Origin of the sequence: Parabacteroides sp. AM58-2XD (assembly GCF_003463685.1) — a bacterium.
Lineage (GTDB): Bacteria > Bacteroidota > Bacteroidia > Bacteroidales > Tannerellaceae > Parabacteroides > Parabacteroides segnis.
In genome coordinates this window covers 22,941-45,837 of record NZ_QSDP01000050.1, presented here as the reverse complement: position 1 = coordinate 45,837, position 22,897 = coordinate 22,941, and the positions used below count along the sequence as shown (strand labels likewise).

Below are 22,897 nucleotides of genomic sequence, written 5' to 3'. Positions count from 1 at the left end.
AGTTACAAGGAGTAACTCTTTCCCCTCTGGAGAGGGGATAAGGGTAGGTGTTAAATTTAGTCTTATAACTGACATTAACACACCCCCTGCCCCCTCTCGAGAGGGGAAAAGTTACTCTTAATCTGGTAAACATGAAAAACAACAACAGTTATATTTTTGGTATCACCCTCGTTGCTACCCTCGGAGGGTTATTATTCGGATATGACACGGCAGTTATCTCCGGAACAGTAGAATCACTACGGAAATTTTTTATTGAACCTTACGGATTACCGCTCGACCAGGCCAATTCGCTGGAAGGGTTTGTTGTCAGCAGTGCGCTGATCGGTTGTATCCTGGGTGCCTCTTTTGCCGGATGGGTCAGCCAGCGTTACGGACGTAAGCCGACGTTGATCGTGGCGTCTATTCTTTTCCTGCTTTCGGCTATCGGTTCGGCCTGGCCCGAATTCGGTCTGGGATTACCTGGAAGCGGAGATCATACTTACATGTATTTATTTGTGGCTTACCGTATTCTTGGCGGTATCGGGGTCGGTCTGGCTTCGATGGTTTCGCCGATGTACATTGCCGAGGTTGCTCCGGCAGACCGTCGTGGTAACCTGGTTTCGTGGAACCAGTTTGCGATCATCTTCGGTATGCTGGTCGTTTATTTTGTGAATTACACGATTGCGTTGCAGGGCGATGCTTCCTGGTTGCACACGGTTGGATGGAGATGGATGTTCGCTTCTGAAATTATTCCTGCCGTATTCTTCTTTACCCTGCTGATGTTTGTTCCTGAAACGCCCCGTTACCTGGTAATGCGTGGAAAGACGGAAAAGGCATTGACCATCCTCGACCGCCTGATGGGAAAAGACGAAGCCGTGAAAGAACTGGGTGACATAAAAGAGAGTTTCAAGGAAAAAGCACCCTCCATGCGTCCTTACTTCCGTTTTATGGGAGCATGGCTCGTTTTGTTCCTGTTGGCTTACGGGGCATTGGAACTGGCGGGAAATACAAGTGCACTGGAGATCGCCTTGATCGGTAGTTTCTTCGTTTCGCTGGCGTTCCCGATTCGTTCTTACGGGGTACTTATTATTATGGTAGGTATTTTGCTGTCCGGATTTCAGCAGTTTGTCGGTATCAACGTGGTGCTTTATTATGCACCGGAGATTTTTAAGACGATGGGAGCCGCTACCGATGCCGCTTTGTTGCAGCAGATTGTGGTAGGGGCCGTGAACCTGTCGTTCACTGTGCTGGCAATCTTTACGGTCGATAAGTTTGGCCGCCGTCCGTTGATGATTATCGGTGCGTTGGTGATGGCTGTTTCCATGATTATCCTGGGAACAACATTCTATACACACTCTGTCGGCATAGGCTCGTTGGTTTGTATGCTGGTGTATACTGCCGGTTTCGCTATGTCATGGGGACCTGTTTGCTGGGTATTGCTGGCGGAAATCTTCCCGAACTCGATCCGTTCGACGGTGATGAGTATTGCCGTTGCCGGACAGTGGATTGCCAACTTCCTCGTATCGTGGACTTTCCCGATGCTTGACAAGAACCAGTACCTGACGGAAACGTTTAATCACGGTGTCGCTTACTGGATTTACGGCCTGATGGGTATCCTTGCCGCTGCCTTTATCTGGAAATTCGTTCCCGAAACGAAAGGTAAGACATTGGAACAGATGGAACAGTACTGGAAGAGATAATTTATTTTCCATATGAATAGAGGGGCTGTCATATCTTTTGGCGGCCTCTTTTTGTTTTCTCTTGCATAATCTTATCATCTGTTTTACCGCTTTTTTGTACATTTGTCTGCGTTAAAAAAGACTTTTAGTATGCCTATTATAAAACGGATCCTGATCTGGTGCAGGAATATCCTTCTATTCCTGTTTATATCCAGCATCCTGGCGGTGGTGGCCTATAAATTCATTCCTGTTTATTATACGCCGTTGATGCTGACACGGCTGTACGACCAGTATAAATCGGGGAAGCCTTTCAAACTCGAACATACGTGGGTTCCGCTGTCGAAGATAGCCCAACCGTTGGTGCAGGCCGTGGTCGCTTCCGAGGATAATCTGTTTCTCGACCACAACGGCTTTGATATCGAACAGATACAGAAGGCACGTGATGAGGCGGAGAAAGGAAAGCGTGTGCGTGGCGCCAGCACCATATCCCAGCAGACAGCCAAGAATGTCTTCCTGCTTCCAACGAAAAGTTATATACGAAAAGGTATCGAAGTCTATTTCACCCTGTTGATAGAATGGATATGGGGTAAAGAAAGGATTATGGAAGTCTATCTCAATTCGATTGAGATGGGAGACGGCATCTACGGAGCGGAGGCGGTAGCCAAAGTCCATTTTAAGAAGCAGGCCTATCAGCTGACCCGTGAAGAAGCGGCTTTGGTCGCTGCGTCCCTGCCGAATCCCCGTAAGTTTAATTCCGGCAAACCTTCCCCTTATATGTTGAAGCGGCAAGGGCAGATTCTTTCCTTGATGGGTAAGCTGCTAAAGATACAAATGGGTTACGGAGCCGGTGAAATAGAAAACACAAACAAAAAGATAAAAAAGAGAAAAAAATGGAGAGCTTCACTTTTCACGACCTCGGACGTATCGCTTATACCGACGCTTTAAAGGTTCAGACGGAAGCGTTTGAGACACTGCTGCATGCCAAAGTGTGGGGCGGACAAGGAGAGAATAAACTGTTTTTCTGCGAACATGAGCCGGTGCTGACAATCGGTAAGAGCGGGAAAGACACAAACTTGCTGATCCCTGCCGAACTGCTGCAGCTGCGGGGCATTTCCTTCTTTCATACGAATCGGGGCGGGGATATCACCTATCATGGTCCCGGACAGATCACCGGTTATCCGGTATTCGACCTCGAACACTGGCAACTGGGACTGAAACAGTATATCCATACTTTGGAAGAAGTCATTATCCACTTCCTGTCTCTCTACGGGATAAAAGGAGAACGGCTGGAAGGGGCGACCGGGGTCTGGATCGACCCGCTGGTAAAAGGCCGTGCCCGTAAGATATGTGCCATCGGGGTGAAGAGCAGCCGGTATGTCACTATGCACGGTTTTGCGCTGAACATCAATACGGATTTAAGCTATTTCTCCCTGATTAATCCTTGTGGCTTCACAGATAAAGGCGTCACTTCGCTGGAAAAGGAATTAGGCGAAAAGCAGGATTTCGAACTAGCTAAAACACAACTTCATTCATTATTCTCAGAACTGTTTCCCTGATGGATTATAAAATACATTTCGCTCCTTTGCAAGGATATACCGATGCCGTGTACCGGGAAGTCCATCACCGTATATTCGGTGGGGTGGAGAATTATTACACCCCTTTTGTGCGTGTGGAGAAAGACGGTTTCCGTAACAAAGATATCCGTGATATCGCTCCGGAAAGAAATTCGGAAACACCGGTGATTCCCCAACTGATTGCTGCTACTCCCGGTGAATTCCGCCGTTTGGCTGCATTGTTCCGGGAAAAGGGATACCGGCAGGCGGATATCAATATGGGGTGTCCTTTCCCTATGCAGGCGCGTTTGCACCGGGGGGCGGGGATTCTTCCTTTTGTAGAAGAGGCGGAGGCTTTGTTGCAGACGATCCGGGAGTTCCCGGAGATGAGCTTTTCGGTTAAACTCCGGTTGGGCTGGAATGCCCCGGATGAGGTCTTTGCCTTGCTTCCGGTTATGAACTCTCTGCCTCTGGCTCATGTTACTTTGCATCCCCGGATAGGCACGCAACAATACAAAGGGAATGTGGATACAGACAGTTTCGCCCGTTTCTATGAGGTATGCAGGCATCCGCTTTTTTATAACGGAGATTTGAACAGCCTGGAAGATATAGACCGGATTCTCTGCCGGTTTCCCCGTCTGGCAGGTGTGATGTCGGGGCGTGGCCTGTTATCCTCTCCCTGGCTGGCTGCGGAATATGCAGCAGGCAACAGTTTTACGGATGAAGAAAAGAAAGCTAAACTGCTTCATTTCCACACGTTGTTGTTTGAAAAATACAGCAGTGCGCTTGAAGGAGGCGACCATCAGATACTGGCCAAAATGAAAACCCTTTGGGATTACCTGTTGCCGGAGGCTGAGAAACGTCTGCGGAAGAAGATACTGAAAAGCAACCAACTGCCTACTTATCTCCAGGCCGTGAAGGAGTTGTTACAATAGTTGAATCAGCCTTCGCCGGCGCGATTGTATCGGCAGGGGCAAGCGGGATAATCGGTAATAACTTCCTTCTCCGGCGGAAAAACTCGGAGAGATGGGAGAAGTCTTTCTTGAACATGACACCTACGCCCTGAGTTGTTAACGCTCCGTTGAGGTATTTGTACATATCATTTGCATGATTGTATGCTTTCAGGCGGATTTCTCCGCTGGGAGTTAACTTGTATTCCAGGTCGAACTCACCGACAAAATCATTCTTTTGCTGATACGTATTGTTCCTGTATCCGAAACTGCCGTTGAACAGCAGGCGGTTGTCGAGCAATTGGCTGGAAAGTAACATTTCCACTTCCGTATCCTGTATGCCGTCTTCGCTGGTACGGATATTCGTTCCGATCTGTACCTTGTCGGTCAGGCTGTTCAGAATACTTGAAATCTGGGATGAGATGGCAGAAGAAGCTACTGCACTGAACTCGCTCGAACGGTAAGCATTCTGAGAATAGTCGGGTGTGTAGAACTTATTCAATACCAGCAAATAGATGATCTGACGCGTCATCATATCTTCGGTATCGACCAATGCCTTCATCTGTCGTTCTATCTCTTCGTTGGTGCCGGGCAGTTCCAGGTCGAATGAGATTGCCGGACTGCGCAACATACCATCCAGGTTAAGCACGCAGTTGACGGGGACGTTGGTTCGGGGACTTTCCCTGGCAAGCCCTTCATCCAGATCACGCAAGTTGGCTGTCAGGTTATAAATAGCATTTATATGCATCGTCGCATCGAAAGGATCGCCACGGAAGTCGATTGCACTGCCTTCACGTATCTTAAAGTCTTTATGGATAATCTGCTGTAAGCTGAAATTATAGTTACCGCTGACGATTCCCATGTTGCCATACATGCGTAAGTCCGTTTTTGTCCCGTATTCTATCTGCATGCTTCCGCTGCAATTACCGGTTATTTTGTCGCCGGCAATCGGTCCATAATCAGTTCGATTTTGGCATCGGGGGTGATATCGAGCAGGAAGTTCATGCGCATTTCGGCCCCTTCCTCTTCTTCATTGTTTACAATCTTCAGGGAATCCCGCGATAATGTTCCGTTGGCCAGATCTTTCAATTGTTTTTTATCTACAAAAGTGATAAAGTCATAGTCGGCAGCAGTAGTGTTGTTGATGAAGTCGAGGGTAATGGACGTCTTAGGATCGCTCCGCATATTGATATCGAAGTTGATTAGCTTGTCATTTCCTTTGATGGAAGCCGAACCACTACCGAAAACGGTACCGTAGATCAGTGGATTCAGTTTGCGGGTAGCGTTGAATACCAGCATATTCTTTGTCTTGACATTCACGTCGAAGCTGACATCTTTGAAGTGGTTATGATAGACGCTCATGTTGACGGTACCCGGATTACCGAACTCGTCGTGAACCGTCAGGTCGCGCATATTTATGGAACCGGCATCCATGTAGATGGAGTCGGAGAATGTATAATACGTATTGGTATATTCGATACCCAGGCCACCGTCCAGCACGTATGCGTCGCCCTCTACGGTCAGCGCTTTGAACGGGCCGTGCAGGTGGACGTTTCCGAATCCCCGTCCTTTCATGTTTTTGGCAACCTTTTCCACAAAAGGATGGAGGAATCCCAGGTTGATATCGTTGGCATCAAAGAACAGGGAGAGTCCGGCATTTTGTCCGACGGGGAAGATATAGCCGCTTACGTCGGTCCATGTCGTATCGTTTTTATAGATGCTACCCAGCATTAGGATACCTTTCTGGGCATCGTCCCACTCGCTGAACAGATTTAGCCGGCCGAGGGGAGTCTGGTTAAATGAAAAGTCATTTATTTCAAGGTCGGTGTTCAGCATGCGACTTCCGTAAAGGTCGCAGATATTGAATGTACCCGTTGCTTTCCCAGCAAACTGTAATACCGGAATGTTCAGTATATCGAATATATAACTGAGTTCAACCTGTTTCAGAGCCATTAAAAGGGTATCTGCCGGATTTTTGGAGATACTCCCGTCCAGCAACAACGATTGTTTTTCGTTGCCTACCCTGAATTTATGGATATCTATTTTACCGTCGGATATTCTGATATCGACGGATGGATGATCCATAGAGAATCGTTCAGCACCAGCTGGCTCTCTTTCACGGCAATATCGGTCCGTAGCATGGCAGGCTTCTTCTCCTGTTCCTCTTCCGTAAAGAGGCGGAAGCCGAAAGTTCGGCACGAAATTCTTTTTCCTTGTTGTTTGCCCATCCGATCAGCGTATTGATCCGGTTATCCTTGGCATCCACTTTCAGATCGAGGTAGTTGCGAAGTCCTTTCTGGTTGTAGTTGATCGCTTTTAATAGCAGATTGATGTTTTCCTGCGGGTTGTCGCATGTCAGATAGCCGGATTCGAACATGGACTTTCCCAGTCTGAACTTGGGGAGGAAGGCTTCGATGCGGAATTTGTTATACAGGTTGTTGTAATGTCCCGTGATACGTGCCTGGTTTACTACTGTTACCGGCAATTTGAGTGTTTCGGATATCTTCTCCGTATTTTCCACAGTCAGCAACAGCGAGAAATTGTTTTCTTCTACCTGCTGCTTTTTCTGCGTGGCATTGATAAGCGCCGGAATATATCCTTTGAAGGTATTCATGAAACTCGGGATGATCGTTTTGAACGAGTAAGCACCCGTCACTTCCCCGTTCAGAATGTCGGACGAGATCGTCAGATGGCGATCCAGCGAATGACCGGAGGCCGTTACCTGAAACTTTTTCAGGAAAAAGCTGCTGGGCGCTGTGATGAAGGAAAGACTGTCTATCGTGATGTTCCCCTCCAGGTTATCTATATTGTTACCGGTGAAGTCGGCGTTCAGGGATAACGAGATGTCCGGCGATTCGTATTTATCGATCAGGTGGAGGCTGTCCGGGCGGAAATGTTCCAGATTGGCGGTGAAGTTGAACATGGAGTTCTTTCCTTCGTGGCGGAACATACCCTCTGCATATAACTTACCGTTCGGATCGTTCACCTGTACCATCCCGTCAAAGCTGTTTTTCTTGAAATTTCCGGATAACTGAATATCTTCGTATTTGTATTTCTTGTATTCGAATTCGTCGATATTTGCTTTGATATTACCAAAGAAACTGCTGTTTTTATGCCGTTTGGCATCGACCGATATGTTCAGCTTGGCGTTACCGTAAGGGTTGCCTTCGTCGAAAAGTTCGTTCAGAAGCAGTCCGGAGGTGGAAACATGTCCTTTCAGGTAGGCTGTGATATTATTTTCTTTATCACTACCGAATATCATATCGGTTTGTACGGAGCCGATAGCCGAAGAGAACTTTCCGAAAGCCACCAGGTTATCGAAGAAGCCGGATATCTCTCCGGTAAAGTTGATTGTGCCCAGTCTGATAACCGGATCGGGCAGGACGACCGGTTTTTTATTGAAATTGTTTATCAGTCCGCTCAGTCCGTCGGTGGTAATATACATTTTGTTCACCTGTCCGAAGATATAGGCATCTTCCGGGTGGCTGATTCCTTTCAGGTCCATTTTCCCGATAAACAGCATCTTGTCGCTGTATCGTAATGTCAACTGTTTCAGGTTGATATTGTTGATGGCTCCGGAGGCTTCGGCCGAAAGTTCGATGGTTTCGGTGAAATTACTAAAGGCCGGAACGAAAGACGAAAGGTCTTTCAGGCAGATTTGCGACGGAGATATGTTCAGTGCCAGCGGCGCATGGTTCAGCAGCTCGGAAGCATTGCTGATTTCGCGCATGTCTATCCTGGCCTTGCTTATTTTCAAATCGGTTTCCGGCAACTTGATTTCGAAGTTATTGATAAACGTGCTGTCGCGGTTGCCGATGATATTCATCGAGAGTTTGTTCAACGTAAAGCCGGATGCCTCATCGAAACTCATCTTTTTGATGTTCGCGTTGAGACTGTCCTTATTGAACGCTTTCATGGAAATCTTGGCACTCAGGTTCTTGATGTCCACATGTTTGGCGTTGAACTTACCGGGCGTTTGCGCCTCGCTCTCCACATCGAACCGGAAATTCCCGCGGCGTATCAGGATGGAGTTGAAGCGCAGGTCGATATTCGGATTCTTCTTCATCGTATCTTTGCTGGCGAAAGCGTCGATAACGAACTGGAGGTTCAACGGACTGTCGGGAGTCTTTTTATTGAGATTGACCGAAAAGCCGAATAACCGGACCGTAGAGAATACAAATTTACCTTTGAGCAATGGGAGGACTTCGAAACCGACAGCCACATGATTTGCCTCGAATAAGGTCTTACCTGCCTTGTCTTCCAGGTATAAGTTGTCGAGTACCACGCGGTTGAACCACTCGATATTTACATTTCCTATCTTTACGGGCACACCGAGATGGCTGGATAATTCTGTCGATGCAATGCCGGAAACCTGAGATTGGATATAAGGTATCTTCAATAAAATGAAAGGCATTGCATAGAATATCCAGAACAAAACAAGTAGGGTAATGATTATGTATTTTAGTCCTCTGATATCTTTACTATATTTTAAACGCAAATCTACAACAATATCGCGATAGATTTCATTAAATTTGCACAAAAAAACGAGAGAAGAGTATGAGTGTAACAATATTGGGGATAGAATCATCCTGTGATGATACTTCCTCTTCCGTAATACGCGACGGCGTGATGCTGTCGAACGTGATAGCCAGCCAGGCCGTTCACGAGGCTTATGGCGGTGTCGTTCCTGAACTGGCTTCGCGGGCACACCAGCAGAATATTATTCCGGTGGTTGCCGAAGCCATCAAACGGGCCGGTATCGATAAATCGGAACTGAGCGCTGTCGCTTTTACACGAGGGCCGGGATTGATGGGTTCCCTGTTGGTCGGGACCTCTTTTGCCAAAGGATTTGCCGCCTCTCTGGATATCCCGATGATCGAGATTAACCATTTGCAGGCCCATGTGCTTGCCCATTTCATCAAGGAAACGCCGGAAGATGATCATGCGCCTTCTTTCCCTTTCCTTTGTTTGCTGGTGTCGGGTGGCAATTCGCAAATCATCAAGGTGAACGCATATAACGACATGGAGGTGATAGGCCAGACAATAGACGACGCGGCCGGCGAAGCCTTCGACAAATGTGCCAAGGTGATGGGATTGGGTTATCCCGGTGGTCCGGTGGTGAACCGTCTGGCCAACGAAGGAAATCCGAAAGCCTTCGCTTTCAGTAAACCGCATATTCCGGGATACGATTACAGCTTCAGCGGGTTGAAAACCTCTTTCCTTTATACGTTGAGGGATCGGTTGCAGGAAGATCCCGATTTTATCGAAAAGAACAAACAAGACCTCTGTGCTTCCTTACAGTCTACAGTGATCGATATCCTGATGGATAAGTTGCGCAAGGCAGCGAAAGACCTGAATATAAAAGAGGTGGCGGTGGCCGGAGGTGTATCGGCAAACTCCGGTTTGCGTGATGCTTTCCTGGATCATGCCAAGCGGTATGGTTGGAAGGTACATATCCCGAAGTTTGCGTTTACAACAGACAACGCGGCGATGGTCGCCATTACAGGTTATTATAAATACCTCGATAAGGATTTCTGCCCGATGGATGCAGTTCCTTTCTCAAGGGTTGTTATTTAAAGAAGAATACAAAGGTTGGAAGAAATATACTATCATACTATCATATTTCGATATAAGTAGTTGTATACATGTTTGTTATAGTATGATAGTAGCTGTTTTCAACTATCATTTATCTATCATACTACTATCATTTCCTGCTTAAAAAATGGGATAGACAGTATGCTGTTTTCACTAAGTATATAGCTAAAAGACAGACAGATAGTGACAAAAGTTGTTCGACACCCGGGTCTTGAAACCTTTGACACCCGGGTGTAGGCATCGTCGAGATGGGGGTGTAAAAAGGGGGGAAATGGGCATCCCGGCAACAAAAAGTCTGTGTTCGAGTGAAATTAAGTCATAGTTTTGGGATAAAAAGGTAGTAATCTGACGAATTATAAGATGCCATAGGCGGTTGTAACAAACGCCTTTGTCGGGTTAAAAAGACTGTCCGTTGGTTAAAATAGAGTTAAAATGATGGTTACATGATAGATAAATGATAGTATAAAAACGTACTGTCATAGTTTAAATGATTGCTATATAGTTATTTATATGTCGTAATGACAGTATGATAGTATATTCCGTGAAAACCTCTTGCGTTGAGAGGGATAATTCTATTTTAGAAAGAATTGAGTTGTCTATTTATAATGACTGGTTGTAACTGCTTCCCCTCTTGAGAGGGGGTAGGGGGTGTGTTAAAGCCAGTCAATAAAAACAGACCTTGTTACAGGTTTATTTGCCGTCTGCTTCAGCTGACGGATTGGTAAATTATCTATTTCTCCGGACTTTAGTCACATTTCTTACAAGTTTCTATCTAAGAGAAATGTGGCTGAAGCCAAAAATGAGAAACAACTTTTAAACCGTCAGCTGAAGCAGACGGCAAATGGACCTGTAATAGTCAAGTAACTCTGATTATGATAGTTGATAGGTGGGGATATGACACACCCCCTTCCCCCTCTCGAGAGGGGAATCAGTTACAACCAGCTACTATAAACAGACTCGTTTCTGATAATTATTAAAACATTTAAACCTGATAATAAAACGATATGAATAATAATAATTCGCTCAGCAAACAACTTGGCGAACTTTTGCGTTCGAAAGGTTTGGTAATGGGTACGGCGGAAAGCTGTACGGGCGGACGTATTGCCAATATGGTTACCCTGGTGGCTGGTAGTTCCGATTATTTTGTCGGAGGCGTTGTTTCTTATAGCAACGAGGTGAAACATAATGTGCTTGGAGTTTCGGAAGACAGTTTGCGTCTTTACGGTGCTGTGAGCCGTGAAGTGGTGGAACAGATGGCGCAGGGAGCTATCCGTACATTGGGATGCGATTGCTCGGTGGCGACGTCGGGAGTTGCCGGACCAGGCGGGGGAAGTCCCGAAAAACCCGTAGGAACGGTCTGGATCGCTGCCGCTTTGAAGGAACAGGCCGTTTCGCATTGTTATCATTTCGGTACGGTGCGGGCCGAAAACATACAGTCGGCAGCCGATGCCGCTTTGACAATGTTACTGGAACTTTTACAGAAGTCCGATGGATAAATTCATAGAACAACAGCGATTGATCTATCCGATGTCGGACGAAGCCATCCGGCTTCTGATCGATGAGATGGACGAGGTTTCTTTCCCGAAGGGCGATCTTCTTATCAGGGAGGGCGACCGTGATCCGTTTGTGTGGTTCGTCAGGAAGGGATTGATCCGTTCATATGTCGAAAGGGAAACGAAAGACATCACATTATGGTTCGCTTCGGATGGCGAAATGATAAATTTCGTTTACCGGGATATTGCCGCTTATAATATCGAGATGGTGGAAGATTCGGACTTGCTCCGTATCCCTGCCCGCAGGCTGGAAGAACTTTTCGAGCAGTCGCACGACATAGCTGTCTGGGGACTCAAACTGCTTGATTATTATCTTCGGGAGTATGAAAATTATTTTATTAATGATAGTTGGAGTGATGCCCGCGAGCAATACGAAGCCTTGTTGCGCAGCAATCCCGAACTTTTCCAGCGAGTACCTCTCAAGCATATTGCTTCTTATCTCCAGATCACTCCTCAATCGTTGAGCCGTATTCGTTCTTCTTCTAAATAAAAAGAGCGGACCGAAATTATCCTATGGTAATTTTTCTCTGAAAAGACCTCCCTACCTTTGCAGCCGGAAACCAAAAGTGAGTTGATTTATGAATAAAGACAAAGCTCTCTTCCGCCAGGAAAGGGAGAAATTATTGTTGACAGGTGAGATTCCCCGCTTATTTATGAAGTATGCACTTCCCGGTGTTGCGGGATTGTTGTTCTTGGGTATACAATCTGTGATCGACGGGATTGTGTTGGGACGTTTCGTAGGAGCCAATGCGCTTGCCAGTGTGAATCTGGTTTTGCCGTGTTACAGTTTGATTTCGGCATTTGCAATCGTGATGGGTATCGGGGGGCAAACCCTCGTCAGTATCAGCCTCGGAAGAGGGGATAAGCAGGAGGCTAATAACGCTTTGCGCTCAGTATTCGTGTTTTTGCTGGGGATGTCCGTGGTGGTGAGCCTGGTTATTTTTCTGTCAGCAGGAAAGATTGCTTCTTTTTTGGGGGCGAACGAAGTGTTGTTACCCGATGCGGTACATTATATACGGGTGCTCGTTCCTTTCTTCCCGCTGCTGTGTGCGATGTTTTTCGGTGACTACATAATCAAGGCGATGGGGCATCCGTTGTATGCGACCTCTGTTATGGGGATGACTGTGGTTCTGAATATTGTTCTGGACCTCGTGTTTGTTGCCGTTCTGGGGTGGGGCGTTATGGGAGCCGGACTGGCTACCGGTATTGCTTTTACGATGGGAGCCTGTTTTAACGTGCCCCGTTTGTTTTCACGTCATGAAGTGGTTGCCGTGCAGCGTGGACGCTATGACCAGCGGCTGGTATGGAATGCCTTCTATAACGGTTCGTCCGAAGGTATGTCGGAGTTGTCGGTGGCGATTACGGTATTTCTTTTCAATATTACCATGATGAGGTATCTGGGAGAGAGTGGGGTGGCTGCATTTACGGCAATCAATTATATATTGTTTATCGGAACGACCGTATTCCTTGGTATATCGGATGGGATCATTCCTATTATCGGGTATAATTACGGGGCCGGACAACAGGAACGTATCAAATCGATCCTGAAATTGGCGGCGCAGACTAATTCGCTGATCGGGATCGGTTTGTTTTTGCTGTTGTTGCTGTTTGGCGAGCAGGTGATCGGACTCTTTTTCAAGGATCATGGGAGCGAGGCTTTTGAGATTGCTTCGAGGGGTGTTTCGATTTATTGTTTCGCTTTCTTGTTGTGTGGACTGAATATATTGGCTTCCAGCTATTTTACGGCGATAGGGAATGCTAAGATATCTATTATTATCTCAGCTTTGAGAGGACTCGTATTTGTGGGAATCGGCATACTTGTCCTCCCTGCTGTGTTCGGTATCGATGCCATCTGGTATGATGTACCGATCGCTGAGATATGTACCTTGTCCGTTTCTTTCTGGCTGGTACGTAGGTCGTTATTTAATAATCGGAGCAATTAGCCGGTATCCTTTTTCATTCGGATGCAATCCGTCGGAGAAGAGGGATTCGTCTATCTTTCCGTTGGGTAGGAGCAAGGCTGGCCCTGCATCGCCGAACAGGCAGTTTTCCTCCTCGGCCATCGTCCGGATATTCCGGTTGATGTTTTTCACCCAGTCCTCATGTTCGCGACGGGGAAGGATACCCATTACCTGGATCGTTGCTTTCGGCTGGCGGTTATGAACGGCTGTGATAAGGAATCGTAGACCTTCTACAATGTCTTCGTCCGTACTGGAACTCATGTTGTTTGTTCCGATCATCAGGACGACCTTCTCTGCTTCGTAACCGTCCAGTTCATCGTGGTAGATACGCCAGAGTGCGTTTTCGATGCGGTCGTAACCATATCCCAGGTTCTGGAAATCGGCGGCTGCCATGTATTTCTTCCAACTTTCCGGACCTCTGCTTATCGGACCGGCTGGTTCGCCTCCCCAGAAATGCGTAATTGAATTGCCTATGATAACGGCTTTGGGAGGGTGCTGCTTGATATGGCTTATTATTTCGCGATGGCGTTTTTGCCATTCGTAATTGTTCGGTTCGCGGCGTTGGGTTACCGGTTGGCAGGTAGGGCGGTTACCTTCCGGGATACGGAGTATTTCACGTACTTTCTTTTCTACGGCTGTTGCCTGAGCCTGTGCGCCCAGGTCGGAGGGGTGTACGTAATCTACCCAGGCGTCCGGCGAGTAATCGAGCTCGTCGTGTGTCAGGTAGTAGAGGTCTTTCACACCTTCCGATTGTAGTATTTCGAACCCTTTTTGCGAACCTCTGTTGAGGCGGGTATATAGTTCATATTGTCCCTTGTCGGTCGGTGCATTGCTATATCCGGCGTGTTCGACAAGCAGGATGGGAGCGTTGCGGGTCGCCCTGATTTGTTTTACGGCGGCAACGACCAGGTCTGTAACTTCCTGTTCGGTGTTTGGTGTCAGGTTAGGCAGGCAATCCAGGATATATATACGTGCATCCTGCTCTATGATGTAGTTCAGCACTTCCTTTTCCAGTTTCCCGTTTCCGGAAAATCCCAGGTTGATAAGCGGATAGCCCAGCGAACGTTGCAGGATATTGGCCCAGGCCATAGCCGGACGGGAGGAACAGGCTCCTTGTGCGATGGAGGTACCATAGAGTACGACCGGCTTTTCCGGCGATTGCGGGATAAAGGTCAGTTCGCTGTCTTCGGGAGTGCCGATCTCCATCCATTCTACCGTATTATATAAAGGTAAGTAAAGACGGTATTCAAACCCACGGTTATGATAGCTGTCCTGACCTAAATTCCTGTAACTGTATGTTATGGTATCTCCGAAAGAATAGTTTCCGAAACAAAAGCCCCATTTCCCGTCGCTGTCAATACTGTACAGGTCAACGCCGGATACACCGGTACTTTGCATGTGCGGCATATTCAATCCGCCACTCACTTTGTAGCGGACGGTGATCTGTGGGGCATTACTATAAAAGTGGATCGCTAACCCGGCCGAGTTGCGGGAGAGGTTCCATACGGCAGGTCTTATTTCCTTCTCTGCCCGGTCAGGCAGGCGGACATATTTGTAACCTATTTCATCAGGCCAGCCCTGGTTTTGTACTACAGGAAAACCTGCATCCATCGGATTCTGCCATTTCCATTGTGCCCCGGCAGAAAGGCATGCCATACAGAAAAATAGTAGACAAAAGAGTCTTTTCATGGTCGTTATTATGTGTTTATGTTACTTTTTGATACGATATTGACAAAGATAAAACAATTTCAGGAATTCTATTTTTATTTATTCATGTATATTTGCCAGAGTTAAACAAAAAGTAAAAATACCATGAAAGTACAAGCACTGCTCGTATTCCTTCTAGCCGGAAGCATGTCGTTGATGGCTCAGAAGAGTTATCAGTTACAATCGCCGGACAGAAAACTGCAAACGGTAGTTACCGTAGGTGATAATGTAGAATTTTCCCTGACTCATGACGGGACAGAGGTCCTGGTACCATCTGCAATCTCCATGACTTTACAGAATGGAGAAGTTTTGGGAGTAAAACCGAAAGTATCGAAAGTAACCAAAGGGTCGGTAGACAAAGTGATCCCTTCTCCTTTCTATAAGAAGACGGAAGTAAGCGATATCTATAATGAAATGACGATTTCTTTCCGTGGAGATTACAGTATTGCCTTCCGCTTATATAACGATGGACTGGCTTATCGTTTCATTACCCGTAAGAAAGGGGAAATTGTCGTTGCAGACGAAGCGGCAACCTATAACTTCTCGACAGACCATAAGACATTTTCTGCTTATGTGAACAGTACGAAGCCGACATTCGAAGAACAGTTCTCCAACTCGTTTGAACAACCTTATGTGAATGAAGTTATCACCAAACTGAACGACAAGCGTTTGATGATCCTCCCTTATCTGGTGGATCTGGGTAACGGAAAGAAACTATGTATCACCGAAGCCGATTTGGAAGACTATCCGGGTATGTTCCTGAACAATGCAACAGATAAGCCCTCTCTGAAATCTGTGCATGCCCCTTATCCGAAGGTAAAACAGCAGGGGGGACATAACCGCCTTCAGATGCTGGTCAAGGAACGTGAAAATTTTATAGCTAAAACTAAAGGAAACCGTTCGTTCCCGTGGCGCGTATTTGTCGTTTCTGAAAATGACAAGCAACTGGTCGATTGCGATATGGTGTATCGCCTGGCTTCTCCTTCCCGTGTAAGTGATGTTTCCTGGATCAAACCGGGTAAGGTTGCCTGGGACTGGTGGAACGACTGGAACATTTACGGAGTGGACTTCCGTGCCGGCATCAATAACGATACTTATAAGTATTATATTGACTTCGCTTCCGAACATGGCATCGAATATGTAATTCTGGATGAGGGCTGGGCTGTTAACCTGGAAGCAGATTTGCTGAAAGTCATCCCGGAAATTAATATGGAAGAAATCGTATCGTATGCCAAATCGAAGAATGTGGATATTATCCTTTGGGCAGGCTTTTATGCTTTCGACCGTGATATGGAGAATGTGGTGAAGCATTATGCGGATATGGGTGTCAAAGGTTTCAAGGTCGACTTTATGGATCGTGATGATCAGGAGGTGATTAATTTTTTGTATCGCTCGGCAGAAACTTGTGCCAGATATAAGATGTTGGTTGATTTCCATGGCGTATGTAAACCGACCGGTTTGCAGCGTACTTATCCGAACGTAATCAATTATGAAGGGGTGAATGGTTTGGAACAATTGAAATGGTCGCCTGCCTCTTACGATATGGTTACTTACGACGTAACATTCCCGTTCATCCGTATGGTTGCCGGTCCGGTGGATTATACACAGGGGGCTATGCGGAATGCAACCCGTGCCAACTATCGTCCGGTCAACTCCGAACCGATGAGCCAGGGTACCCGTTGCCGCCAGCTGCTACTTATGTGATTTTCGAATCGCCTCTGAATATGCTTTGTGATAATCCGACCAATTATATGCGTGAAAAAGAATGTACCGAGTTTATCGCAAACATCCCGACCGTTTGGAACGAAACACAGGTGCTCGATGCAAAAGTATCCGAATATATCGCTATAGCCCGCCAGCACGACGATATCTGGTATCTGGGTACCCTGACTAATTGGGAACCGCGTGAGATGGAACTGGATCTTTCTTTCCTGGGCGACGGCAATTACAAACTGGAACTTTTCAAAGACGGTATCAATGCCGACCGTGCCGCCTGTGATTATAAAAAAGAAATCATCCCGGTTCCCGCCGACCGTAAACTGAAGATCAAAATGGCTCCGGGCGGCGGATATGCTGCAAAGATCTATAAATAACCGACTTCCCGGTGCATGGAATAAGCGTTCGAACCGTCCGCATAATAATTGTTTATTGTGCGGACCGGTTCGAATTTGTTTTTTTGGTAAAGACGGAGCGCTGCCGGATTTGAGACGTTTACTTCGAGCGTAATCTTTGGATGATTATGCTGTCTGGCAAATTCGATCGTTTTGTCTATCAGGTGCTGCCCCAGCTTCTGTCTTCTGAAACCGGGATGTACGGCTAAAGATAGATGCGCAGATTGGGGGTATGATCGTTTTGCAAGAGAGAAACATAGGCTACTATTCTCTCTTGGTATTCAACGATATAAAACATTCCTTTAGCTTTTGTGATCAGATAGACGAATTGTTTTTTGGAGAAACTGTCCGGACCGAAACAAGATGTCTCTATTCTCATAATCCCGTCCAGGTCTGCCCGGGTTGCCTGCCTGGTTATAATCTCCTGTTCCATCTTTTAGAAGTGTTTCATATCTAACATACGTCCGAAGTGATTCAGTATCCTGTAATACAGGTCATCGCCCAGTACAGCGTCTTCGATACCGTGGTCGATACTCGGATTATCGTTGATCTCGATAACCATGGCGCGGTCGTTGACCATTTTCATATCGACTCCGTATAATCCTTTTCCGATAAATGAAGTCGCTTTGACCGCCGTGTCGAGTACTTTACGGGGAACCTGATAAATAGGAATGGTATCGACCAGTCCGCACCGGCTTCTTCCCGAATCATAATGACAGTAGATTTGCCAGTGTCCTTTGGCCATATAATATTTGCAGGCAAACAACGGCTCACCGTTCAGGATGCCGATCCGCCAGTCGAACTCAGTCGGAGTAAATTCCTGGGCGAGGAGGATGGACGACTTTTCAAACAGCAGGTCGAGTGCTGCTTCCAGTTCCGCTTCGTTGGTTACCTTCTTCATCCCGAAAGAGAAAGAACCATCCGGAATTTTCAGGATGAACGGTGATCCTAACTGACTGCTGATCTGTTCGAATGTATTTTCGTTTGACTTGAATATCAGCATCGAGAGGGGAGCCGGTATCTTTTCCTTTTCAAATAATTCATTCAGGAATACTTTATTTGTGCACCGTATGATGGATAACGGATCGTCTATCACGACCATTCCGTTCTGCCTTGCCAATTGCGAAAGCCGGAAGGTGTAATGGTTCAGTGATGTCGTCGTACGTATAAATAATGCATCGAACTCCATCAGGCGGGTGGCATCTTCTTCCGTGATCAGTTCGGCATGTATATCCATCTTTTTGGCTACTTCCAACAGTTTGTTTATGGCCTGTTTGTTGCTGGGCGGGAACTTTTCCTCCGGATCGTATAATACAGCCAGGCTATACCGGGCGGATTTAACGGTTTGAGGCGCACGCCATACCTTTTTGTTGAAACGGTCGAGCGCTTCAGCGAAGAAACTTTGTTCTTCATCGTTCAGTTGTTCCAATGACAAGAGTTGAATGGATTCGATCTGGTTCTTAACCCGGGTATTAAAACTGATCCTAAGGAGGGGAGCAGGATAGTTTTCGAAGATGAACCGGGCAATTTTCTCCAGCCCTTTTTCCTGGCAAGTTCCGAAATAGAGGTTCAGATACCAGATATTATCGGTAATATTGTTTTTCTGTATCCATTGATAACAGAGCTTCTGTAAGTTCCGGTCCATGCGGACACCCGCCCCGGCTTCCAGCTTATTGATGATATCTACTCCGGGAATCACCTTGTGTCCTCGGGTTTGAGCCAGTAATGAACAGTAATATCCTTCGGAATTATAACTGTAGTCATTACTGAGGTTGATGACAAATTTACTCCCCTTTTCTTTTTGGAGAGATTTGTTTTTTAAATAATCGGAAACAGTTAAGATACTGCTTGTCTTGTAATACGGTTTCCAATCATTCAGACTGTCTAAAAGAATCAGCACATTATTCATATTGAATATTAAAATGAGTGCGCAAAATAGACAAATAAATCAATCTGTAATGCGAATAATCATTAATTATTAAAAGCACTTTTTGCTGATTGAGTCTCAGGGGGGTGTTTCCTGTCACATTTAACTTCCAATCACGTTGCTCATGTTGTTAAACATCTTGATTTTTACGGTTTGGATGTAGAAATGTTTACTTTTGTTGAAACATAAATATTATAATAATGGAAATAGATGAGTTGAACGCAGAGATAGAGAAGATGGAGAAGTCTATCGCTAATGCAAAGAAGAAAGTAGAATCATGTGAAAAGAAGAGAAAAAAGCTTTTGCAAGAGGTCTATAATAACAAGTATTTGCGGCTTTCAGAATTACAAATTTGTTATGTAAGAGAAATATACCGTTTGGATCTTGATAGGTATGACGTTATTGATTTTAAAGGCTTTTATGCTGGATTTAGATATGGTATATTTGAATATGAAAATTCTGATGAATATACAAACAGAAGAGAAAATTATTGTGAAATAATAATAAAGGATGAACCAGAAATAATCACTGAAGAAGAATTTTGTGATATACTTAAAATTATTCATACTAAGTTGGATGAAAAATTGTTTTCTAAATTTGCAAAGTCTAAGTAGATGGAGTATTATCACTTTGCAGTCAAAATGTCATTTTGTTATTTATCTGTCTTTTGTGTATCTTCTTGCAGTAGTGGCGTGGGAAGCGCCGGGGTGAAAGCGGTGCTCGACCGTTTGAATGTAGTACTGGTGCGCCATTTGCAGCATGGCCGCCGGGTGAGTGTGGGGGAATTGGGTACGTTCCGTTATACGATCGGTTCTCCCGGGGTAATTGATGAGAAAACTTTTGATACAAACCTGATTCGCGAACCTAAAGTTCGGTTTTATCCGGGAAAGGCACTCCGGGGACTATCAAGAGCCAGGCTAGTTTTGAGAAGCTGGTCGAGAAGAAAGACGAAGAGAAGGAAGAAGAGAATGGCGGAAGCAGCGATAGACCGGAGATCGAATAATTGAGAATTCATAATTAGAGATTCAATGTTTAGGTTATGAAACGTCTTCTGCTGTCCGTCAGTCGCTCTGTTATTTGGCCATTCATCTGTTGGAACCATTGAGGCAGTTCAATGGCAGGCCAATTGCAGTATTGAGTGGTTACCGTAGTGACTCTGTAAACCGTCTGGCCGGTGGTGTCAGTACCGGCCGGCAATATCCGGCAGAGATAGCTTTATTGCAAGGAAACAAACATCACAGCATAACCGACACAATCCGAAAATCAGTACAAACAGTCATCGTCAGTGAGTATTTGGATAGTAGCTTTCGTCCTGTTAGCCGGAGCATGCCTGGGGTTCGGAAACCCATCACAAACATGAGATTATTAGCCACTTCATTAGGGGTGGAGTGGCTTTGATATGGAGGATAGTATAGTAATCCAATTATTAAAGCGTGGACACTTAGCTTTTATTCCGGTTAAACCTATTGCTTCAGCCAGAATATTGCCGTATACGATTTTGTTATATCCTTTAATGATTCGTTTAAGTCTTTTGGACGGAGCCGTGTCCGGGCAGTTGTTAATCATCTCCGGATTATCAAATTCTCTGAAAATAGCTTCTAATTCTTCTCTGTCAAGAATCTCATCATCGTTGAATAGCAAATCAAAAATTTCGAGATTATAAAAAAGAATCCCTTCAAATTCGTGTAATTGCATATAAGGAATGAAACGATATCTGAGATTTTCCTCTATCGACTCGCTCATCTTATGTTCTAAAAAATCAAGTCTGGAATTCTTATCTGTAATCGCTAATGATTCTTCCCAGCCAGGAAATTCATATTTTTGATATAAGCCATAATAATCTATCAATAAAGTAACATATGCTGTTGTATCCTGTTTGAGATGATTCTCTATTTGTTTTTTCAGTATGTTCCATCTTACAATTCCGCCATTACTATGTTTGATTAATGGGGATTGAACATATATTTGTTGTTTCTGAAAGTATGGAGTCAATGTTTTTTTGCAGAACTCTTCTTCAGTAGGACCTTCGCATATAATTATAATTCGTTCCATGGTATTCAATAATTAGGTTGGCCTGACGTTATTATATTCCTTTTCCACAAATCATCTACCGTATACTCATCAAGCCATACAGACAGGGATTCAGAGTCCAGTCTCCTGAATACAGATTCACCGTTGATCCGGTCTACCGTTATAATGTCTTCAGGTTCAAAGTGACTTATTAAATCGGTCGATTGTGTTGCTAATATGACTTGGCATTGCTTGGATGCAACAGACTTTATTAAACCGGCTAATTTGGATATGGCAGCAGGATGCAGACCTAATTCGGGTTCATCGATAATAATAGTCTGAGGTAATTCCGGTTGCATAAAAAGTGTAGCTAAAGCGATGAACCTGATTGTTCCGTCTGATAAGTCATTTACACCATATATGACATTACTGAATTTATCCTTCCATTGTAATCTGATATAATTTTCCTTGTTAGGCTGGAAAAAGAAATCAGAGAAATAAGGAGCAACGCTTTGAATCGTTGAAATGATCCGTAGATAGACTTTGGGATTTTCTTTTTGTATATTATATAGAAATGCAGCCAGGTTTTCACCTTTCTCATATAAGAAGTAAATGTCATTTTCTATATGGCTCATTAATGTGAAAGGAGATTTTGCTCCGGTATCATGAAAGTGATATTTTCTGAAACCATTTAAATATTGAATGACATATTTTGCCCTGAAATTATCAGTTGTTTTAATTCTCGCTTCTGTTGAATATGCACTGATGTCGCTTCCTTTGTCTCTATTGTATATTAATCTTTCATCAGTGAATATCAATTTTTCTTCCCCAGCTTTTAATGTTGCAGAATAACCATTTACCCCTCCGTTAAACTCAACATTGAAATAAATCCGATCTGTTACATCTTTGCCTTCAAACAAGATTTTGTCTTCTCCCCCCCTTAAGGAAATGTATTCCTGCAAATTCCTGTTATATAGTCGGTTTAGAAATTCAAAGAAAGAAATGAAATTACTTTTCCCGCTACCATTTGATCCAATGAGTATATTAATGTCTTTAAAATCAACTTTTTGTTCTTTTATCGACTTATATCCTTTAATTTCTATATAATCCATTATATGTATAATTAATATTCAAATGATATCCTTTTCCTTTGTCTTGTAAGCACAGCCTGATATTACGGTGGTAATTAATGCGGCTGTGATATTTGCAAAGTTAATCATTTACTATGAACTGGACAATATATATATTTTATTGGAGTGATTAATTCATTTCGGGGTTCCTGCAATTACAAATTCAGGAAAATCTGGTGGAGTTTGGATTATTAAAAAAGGTGTGCCAATTCACGTTGGCACACCTACAAGCGAGAATTATATGTGAGTTGGGGTTAGGGTACATTTGTTTTCGGCGACAAATGTAGAAGTCCCTGATTTAACCACAAAATATATTTCACAGACGACATTAAAGTGCTGTTGAACGGCATAATTTCTTTTTGAGGAGTTGGTGGCAAGCGAAAATGGGTATAAAAAAACAGAAGGATTAGAAAAACTTTCTAACCCTTCTGTTCTGTGAGGTTCCTGGCGGATTCGAACCGCCGTACATGGTTTTGCAGACCACTGACTAAGCCACTCATCCAAGGAACCGGATATCAAATTCAATTATAAAGAGGTTCCTGGCGGATTCGAACCGCCGTACACGGTTTTGCAGACCGCTGACTAAGCCACTCATCCAAGGAACCATCTATTTCAAATAGCGTCTTATCGTTTTTGCGAGTGCAAAGAAAGGTATTATGTTTGAGATATGCAAATCTTTTTCATACTTTTTGCAGGCGTTGATTGTTGCAGAACTAAGGAAAAAGAAGTTACTTTGTCCCCT

General features: G+C 44.9%; 14 protein-coding genes, 2 tRNA genes and 4 pseudogenes. 12 read left to right on the top strand and 8 right to left on the bottom strand.

Annotation, left to right across the window (positions count from 1 at the left end; genetic code table 11):
• The first annotated feature begins 131 nt into the window (after nucleotides 1-131).
• The 4 genes from xylE (at nucleotide 132) to DXA15_RS13445 (ending at nucleotide 4,146) form a co-directional block, all read left to right on the top strand.
• Nucleotides 132-1,679: a D-xylose transporter XylE gene (gene xylE / locus DXA15_RS13460; protein ID WP_128134369.1), complete on the top strand. Its 1,548-nt coding sequence runs from the start codon at nucleotides 132-134 to the stop codon at nucleotides 1,677-1,679.
• A gap of 129 nt (nucleotides 1,680-1,808) precedes the next feature.
• Complete coding sequence (mtgA, locus tag DXA15_RS13455) at nucleotides 1,809-2,603, top strand: monofunctional biosynthetic peptidoglycan transglycosylase (protein WP_128134368.1); 795 nt, start codon at nucleotides 1,809-1,811, stop codon at nucleotides 2,601-2,603.
• On the top strand, nucleotides 2,549-3,214 hold the full coding sequence (gene lipB, locus DXA15_RS13450) for a lipoyl(octanoyl) transferase LipB (protein ID WP_128134367.1): 666 nt from the start codon (nucleotides 2,549-2,551) through the stop codon (nucleotides 3,212-3,214). The genes mtgA and lipB overlap by 55 nt, the downstream gene beginning before the upstream one ends.
• On the top strand, nucleotides 3,214-4,146 hold the full coding sequence (locus tag DXA15_RS13445; RefSeq protein WP_128134366.1) for a tRNA-dihydrouridine synthase: 933 nt from the start codon (nucleotides 3,214-3,216) through the stop codon (nucleotides 4,144-4,146). Before lipB ends, DXA15_RS13445 begins: the two co-directional genes overlap by 1 nt.
• Here the strand turns inward: DXA15_RS13445 and DXA15_RS13440 are convergent.
• A pseudogene (locus tag DXA15_RS13440) lies at nucleotides 4,109-8,575 on the bottom strand (translocation/assembly module TamB domain-containing protein). The gene DXA15_RS13445 and the pseudogene DXA15_RS13440 overlap by 38 nt on opposite strands.
• Before the next feature lie 143 nt (nucleotides 8,576-8,718).
• Between DXA15_RS13440 and tsaD the strand changes: the two are divergent.
• The 4 genes from tsaD (at nucleotide 8,719) to DXA15_RS13420 (ending at nucleotide 13,252) form a co-directional block, all read left to right on the top strand.
• Entirely contained in the window at nucleotides 8,719-9,738 is a 1,020-nt protein-coding gene (gene tsaD, locus DXA15_RS13435) for a tRNA (adenosine(37)-N6)-threonylcarbamoyltransferase complex transferase subunit TsaD (protein WP_128134365.1), read from the top strand.
• Nucleotides 9,739-10,760: 1,022 nt separating this feature from the next.
• Nucleotides 10,761-11,252, top strand: a complete 492-nt coding sequence (locus tag DXA15_RS13430; protein ID WP_128134364.1) for a CinA family protein — start codon at nucleotides 10,761-10,763, stop codon at nucleotides 11,250-11,252.
• A complete protein-coding gene (locus DXA15_RS13425; protein ID WP_007653179.1) occupies nucleotides 11,245-11,799 on the top strand; it encodes a Crp/Fnr family transcriptional regulator in 555 nt (184 codons plus the stop codon). The genes DXA15_RS13430 and DXA15_RS13425 overlap by 8 nt, the downstream gene beginning before the upstream one ends.
• 88 nt (nucleotides 11,800-11,887) lie before the next feature.
• Nucleotides 11,888-13,252, top strand: a complete 1,365-nt coding sequence (locus tag DXA15_RS13420) for an MATE family efflux transporter (RefSeq protein ID WP_128134363.1) — start codon at nucleotides 11,888-11,890, stop codon at nucleotides 13,250-13,252.
• Here the strand turns inward: DXA15_RS13420 and DXA15_RS13415 are convergent.
• Nucleotides 13,229-14,959, bottom strand: coding sequence for an SGNH/GDSL hydrolase family protein (locus tag DXA15_RS13415; RefSeq protein ID WP_128134362.1), 1,731 nt, complete (start codon nucleotides 14,957-14,959; stop codon nucleotides 13,229-13,231). The genes DXA15_RS13420 and DXA15_RS13415 overlap by 24 nt on opposite strands.
• A gap of 123 nt (nucleotides 14,960-15,082) precedes the next feature.
• Between DXA15_RS13415 and DXA15_RS13410 the strand changes: the two are divergent.
• Nucleotides 15,083-17,070, top strand: a pseudogene (locus DXA15_RS13410) (glycoside hydrolase family 97 protein).
• On the opposite strand, the pseudogene DXA15_RS13405 reads toward DXA15_RS13410, so the two are convergent.
• Both DXA15_RS13405 and DXA15_RS13400 read right to left on the bottom strand, forming a co-directional pair.
• Nucleotides 17,061-17,521, bottom strand: a pseudogene (locus DXA15_RS13405) (GNAT family N-acetyltransferase). The pseudogenes DXA15_RS13410 and DXA15_RS13405 overlap by 10 nt on opposite strands.
• Nucleotides 17,522-17,524: 3 nt before the next feature.
• Nucleotides 17,525-18,997: a RimK family protein gene (locus DXA15_RS13400; protein ID WP_128134361.1), complete on the bottom strand. Its 1,473-nt coding sequence runs from the start codon at nucleotides 18,995-18,997 to the stop codon at nucleotides 17,525-17,527.
• 218 nt (nucleotides 18,998-19,215) lie between these two features.
• Between DXA15_RS13400 and DXA15_RS13395 the strand changes: the two genes are divergently transcribed.
• From DXA15_RS13395 to DXA15_RS13385, 3 genes and pseudogenes are all read left to right on the top strand, one after another.
• Nucleotides 19,216-19,629, top strand: a complete 414-nt coding sequence (locus DXA15_RS13395; protein WP_128134360.1) for a hypothetical protein — start codon at nucleotides 19,216-19,218, stop codon at nucleotides 19,627-19,629.
• A gap of 63 nt (nucleotides 19,630-19,692) precedes the next feature.
• Nucleotides 19,693-20,018, top strand: a pseudogene (locus DXA15_RS13390) (DNA-binding protein); the annotation flags it as partial.
• 89 nt (nucleotides 20,019-20,107) lie between these two features.
• The gene (locus DXA15_RS13385; RefSeq protein WP_233567264.1) at nucleotides 20,108-20,413 is read left to right on the top strand and encodes a D-Ala-D-Ala carboxypeptidase family metallohydrolase; all 306 of its coding nucleotides are present in this window, start codon (nucleotides 20,108-20,110) and stop codon (nucleotides 20,411-20,413) included.
• Here the strand turns inward: DXA15_RS13385 and DXA15_RS13380 are convergent.
• From DXA15_RS13380 to DXA15_RS13365, 4 genes are all read right to left on the bottom strand, one after another.
• Entirely contained in the window at nucleotides 20,393-21,067 is a 675-nt protein-coding gene (locus DXA15_RS13380; protein WP_128134359.1) for a DUF4276 family protein, read from the bottom strand. The genes DXA15_RS13385 and DXA15_RS13380 overlap by 21 nt on opposite strands.
• Nucleotides 21,068-21,072: 5 nt before the next feature.
• The gene (locus DXA15_RS13375; protein ID WP_128134358.1) at nucleotides 21,073-22,137 is read right to left on the bottom strand and encodes an AAA family ATPase; all 1,065 of its coding nucleotides are present in this window, start codon (nucleotides 22,135-22,137) and stop codon (nucleotides 21,073-21,075) included.
• Nucleotides 22,138-22,593: 456 nt separating this feature from the next.
• Nucleotides 22,594-22,665 (bottom strand) — tRNA-Cys (locus tag DXA15_RS13370).
• Between the two features lie 23 nt (nucleotides 22,666-22,688).
• Nucleotides 22,689-22,760: transfer RNA gene (locus DXA15_RS13365), tRNA-Cys, on the bottom strand.
• Nucleotides 22,761-22,897 lie beyond the last annotated feature (137 nt).